The sequence below is a fragment of the bacterium genome, from assembly GCA_036524115.1.
Taxonomy (GTDB): Bacteria; JAUVQV01; JAUVQV01; order JAUVQV01; family DATDCY01; genus DATDCY01.
In genome coordinates, this window is the sequence record DATDCY010000116.1 from 1 (window position 1) to 4,569 (window position 4,569).

The 4,569-nt window shown below is 73.3% G+C and carries 4 protein-coding genes; all 4 read right to left on the reverse strand.

All coding sequences use genetic code 11. From position 1 onward, the window contains the following. On the reverse strand, window positions 1-2,532 hold a 2,532-nt coding region (locus VI078_05215; protein ID HEY5998686.1), incomplete at its 3' end, for an FAD-dependent oxidoreductase. Continuing rightward, window positions 2,529-3,119, reverse strand: a complete 591-nt coding sequence (locus tag VI078_05220) for a 2-oxoacid:acceptor oxidoreductase family protein (GenBank protein ID HEY5998687.1) — start codon at window positions 3,117-3,119, stop codon at window positions 2,529-2,531. The genes VI078_05215 and VI078_05220, both read right to left, overlap by 4 nt. Next, window positions 3,116-3,952, reverse strand: a complete 837-nt coding sequence (locus tag VI078_05225) for a thiamine pyrophosphate-dependent enzyme (protein HEY5998688.1) — start codon at window positions 3,950-3,952, stop codon at window positions 3,116-3,118. The genes VI078_05220 and VI078_05225 overlap by 4 nt, the downstream gene beginning before the upstream one ends. Continuing rightward, the coding region (locus VI078_05230) for a transketolase C-terminal domain-containing protein (GenBank protein ID HEY5998689.1) at window positions 3,949-4,569 on the reverse strand (621 nt) is incomplete at its 5' end. The genes VI078_05230 and VI078_05225, both read right to left, overlap by 4 nt.

Below are 4,569 nucleotides of genomic sequence, written 5' to 3' on the forward strand. Positions count from 1 at the left end.
GGCCATCGCGCCGTCGGCCAGCGCCCGCGCCACAGCGCCGCGCAGGAGCCGGCGCGCCAGGCGCAGGGCGCGCTCGCGGTCGAGCCCCGCCTGGTTGAGGACCTCGTCGCGCAGGTTGACGGTCTCCACGCGCTCCGGAGGGATGCCCTCGCCCGCGAAGAGATTTCTCTTGGCGCGGGCGCGCTGCTGCGTGCAGCTCCCGCAGAGGATCTCCAGCGGGCAGCACAGACACGCCGCCAGGACCACGCGCGCGTTCTCCCCCGCGGCGATACCGGCGGCCACGACCTCGGCGCCTTCACGCTGGCAGGCGGAATTCACGACCGTGGCGCCGACGACGCCGGGGATCTCGACGATCTCCTCCGCCAGCGGGGCGATCAGCTCGCGGTGATGGATCGAGTCGTTGCAGGTGCAGAGAACGACGCGGACGCCCGACGCAACGGGCAGCGCGCGCCGCCGGGCCTCGAGGGCGCCGTGCGCGTCGTCGCGCAGCCGCGCGAGCAGCGCCGCCGCGGAGACCGCGTTCCCGTCTGCGGCGAGGTGTTCGGCACCCGCGCCCACCGGCTCGTGCGCATCGGTCCGGACGGCCGCCAGCAGCGGCAGCGAGACGGCGCGGACGCGGCCTGCATGGTCGATGGCGCGCGCTTCGCCGCAGGCGGTGACGCACGCGCCGCACTCGCAGCAGATGCCGCACTGGAGGCAACGCGAAGCCTCCGCGATGGCGTCCTTCTCGCGGAATCGCCCCTCGACCTCGGTGAAGCCGGCGGTGCGCTGCGCCATCGCGATGTGCGGTGCCTTCTTCCGCGCGGCCTTCGCGATGCGGGCGCGCAGCGGCGCCGAGCGGTCGTAGTCGGTGCGCGTCCAGTCCGGCATCGCCACGGCCTCCCCGCTGAGCGCCGCGTGCACGGCGAGCGCCGCGCGCTGGCCCTCGGCCATGGACCAGATGACGCTGTCGGGCCCGCGCACGGCGTCCCCGGCCGCGAAGACCCGCGGGTGCCCGGTGCGCTGGCGCTCGTCCACGACGATGCGGCCGCTCTTCTGCGCCAGCCCCGCGATGCCGGCGGTGAGGGCGGCGTCGCCCTCCTGGCCGATCGCGAAGATGATCGTGTCGGCGGGGATGTCGTGCTCGGTCCCCGCGGCCGGCTCGGGGCGCCGCCTCCCGGAGGCGTCCGGTGCGCCCAGGGCCATGGTCACGCAGCGCAGTCCCGCGGCCTTGCCGTTCTTCTCCAGAACCGCGACCGGCGCGGTCAGCAGCCGCAGCTTCACACCCTCGTCGCGCGCCGCCTCGACCTCCTCGCGCTGCGCGGGCATCTCGTCTTCGCCGCGGCGGTAGATGATGGTGACGTCCTTCGCGCCGAGGCGCACCGCCACGCGCGCCGCGTCGATCGCCGAGTTGCCGCCCCCGACGACCGCGACCCGCCTGCCGATCTTCGTGCGGTCGCGCAGGTTGACGTCCATGAGGAAGGCGAGGGCGCCCTGCGCGCCGGGGAGGTGCTCGCCGGGGATGTCGGCCGCCCGGTCCTTCGGGGCCCCGGTTGCGAGCACGACCGCGGCAAATCCCTCCGCGCCGAGGAGCGCGTCAATCGTGATGTCGGTGCCGACCCGCACCCCGTTCTGGATGTCGATGCCCATCTGCTTGAGAAACGCGACCTCGTAGCAGACGATCGCGTGCGGCAGCCGGTACTCCGGGATGCCGGCGCGCAGCAGGCCGCCGGAGAGATCCTCGGCCTCGAAGATCGTGACGCCGTAGCCGAGGCGCCGCAGCTCGAAGGCGGCCATCAGCCCCGCGGGCCCGGAGCCGACCACGGCGATACGCTCGGCGCGCTCGACGGCCGGCGCAGGATACGCGAACGAGACCTTCTCGGCCATCTCCAGATCGGCGGCATAGCGCTTGAGCTTGCAGATGGCGACCGGCTCGTCGACCTCGCCGCGGCGGCAGGCGGCCTCGCAGGGGTGCGTGCAGACGCGGCCGCAGACGCCCGGCAGCGGGTTGCGCTCTCGCACGACGGCGAGTGCCTCGCGGTGGCGTCCCTTGGCGATGAGGGCGACGTACGCCTGGGCATTGACGCCGATCGGGCAGGCGGTGCGGCAGGGCGGACGGCCGGCCTTCGCGATGCGCGCGACCTGCGGCCCGAGGTCGGCGGGCGGGAGCGTCACGGCGCGGTGCCCAGCGGCGCCCCCCTCGGCCGGCAGTTCGACGGGGCAGACCGGGACGCACTTGCCGCAGGCGGTGCAGCGCGCTGGGTCCACCGGCTGCGGCGCGATCCTCAGCCGCGCGGCGAGGCCCTCGCCGTCCGGCTCGAGCGCCTCGACCGTCGCGCCCTCGAGGACCTCGATGTTCGGATGGTTGCGCAGCGCGGTCAGGAGCGGGACCTCGTCGTAGAGGGACGAGCCGAGGGCGCCGCCGGCGGCCGGGGTCACCGCGCCCCGCGTGCAGACGGTCACCGGGAGTCCGCCGTCGGCCAACTCCAGCGCGAGGCGCACGCCGGCGGCGTCCGCCCCTGCGATCAGGATGCGGTGTCCGCCCTGGGTCATGGGCAGCAGGATCCTCCGGAGTCCTCGTCGCGGCCCTTGCGCTCGATGAGCAGCAACTCGCCGTGGGTGAAGCCGCGCGCGAACGCGCCGAGGTTCAGATCCTCGGTCCCCTTGGGCACGGAGGTGCGGATCGTCTCCTCCATCGCCGCGCGACCGACCACGCCGGTGACCGCCACGAGGAACCCGAGCATCACGATGTTGGCGACCATCTTGCGGCCGGCCTCGGTCGCCAGTTCCGTCGCGGGGATCCCGAAGACCCGATCGGCCGGGTAGTCGTCGGGCAGCCGCACGAGGTCCTCCTCGATCAGCAGTTTCCCGCCGTGCGCGAGCGCCGGCGCGTACTTCGTGAAGCCCTCCTGGCTCATGCAGACGACGACGTCCGCGCTCTCGATGTAGGGGTAGAGGATCGGCTCGTCCGAGATCGTGACCTGCACGAGCGTTGCCCCGCCGCGGGCCTCCGGGCCGTAGGCCTGGATCAGCGTCGCCTCGCGCTTGTCGTGGATGGAGGCCGCCTTGCCGAGGATGTGGCCGGCGAGCACGACGCCCTGGCCGCCGAAGCCGGTGAGCATGACGCGGGCGGTGCTCACTGTGCGCCCTCCCGCGGGACCACGAGGCCGAGCCGCTCGGCCAGCGTCGGCCGCGGCCGGTCCACGAAGCGCCCGACCACCAGCGTCCCCTCGGGGTCGATCTCCACGTCCTGCACGTTCGCGCCGTGGCGGATCTCGCTCTTCTCGTGGAAGCGCTTCATCATCTCGACCGCCTCGCCGAGCTTGTTGCGGCGCCCGTAGGCGGTGGGGCAGGGGGCGATGACCTCGATGAACCGGAAGCCCGGCTTGCCCAGCGCCTCGAGGATCGACGCCTGCAGCGGCCGCGCGTGCAGCGTCGTCCAGCGCGCGACGAACACGGCGCCTGCCGCCGCCGCCAGGTACGGCAGGTTGAAGGGCGTCTCCGGGTTGCCGCGCGGGGTGGTCGTGCTCTTGTGGCCCGTCGGCGTCGTCGGTCCCGCCTGCCCGCCGGTCATGCCGTAGGTGAAGTTGTTGACGCAGACCACCATGAGATCGACGTTGCGCCGCGCCGCGTGGATGAAGTGGTTGCCGCCGATCGCGAAGAGGTCGCCGTCGCCGGAGACGACCATGACCTTGAGCTTCGGGTTGGCCAGGTGCAGCCCCGTCGCGTAGGGGAGGGCGCGCCCGTGCGTCGTGTGGAACGAGTCCAGCCGCAGGTAGCCGGGGACGCGCGCCGTGCAGCCGATGCCGGAGACGACAGCGAGGTCCTCCTCGGGAAGCGCGGACTCGACGATGGCGTCGAGCAGCGCCTTGAGCACCGTGCCGATGCCGCAGCCCGGGCACCAGATGTGGGGCATCCGGTCGGCCCGCAGCAGGTGGTCGATCGGGTTGACGGTCGGGGCGATCGCGCTCATGCCTTCCTCCGGGCGGACGGGTCGCGCACGGCGGCGAGTTGCTCGCGCACGACCTGCAGGATCATCTCCGGGGTGTGGATCTTGCCGCCGGCATAGGGCAGGAGCACCGTCTTCGCCCCGGCGCCGGCCGCGCAGCGCTCGACCTCGAGCGCCATCTGGCCGTAGTTGATCTCGGGGACGACAAAGAGCGGCACGCGCGCGGCCAGCGCCCGCACCGCCTTCTCGGGGAACGGCCACGCGGTGATCAGCTTGAGCAGACCGGCACGGATCCCGGCCCGCCGCGCCTCCGCGATCGCCTGCAGCGCGGGCCGCACCGTGATGCCGTAGGCGACGATCACGACCTCGGCGTCCGCGGTGTCGCGCTCCTCGACCTGGATGATCTCGTCGGCGTTGTCGCGGATCTTCTTCACCAGCCGCTCGACCATCTCCTTCTGGATCTCGGGCGTCAGCACCGGGTAGCCGCGCCGGTCGTGCGTCAGGCCGGTGACGTGCACGCGGTAGCCGGTGCCCGCGGCGGGCATCTCGACGATGCCGTCCGGGCCCGGCTCGTAGAGCAGGAACTCGCCCGGCGGCTTGCTCGGCGCGCGCCGCGGCGTGACAACGATGTCCTCCACCTT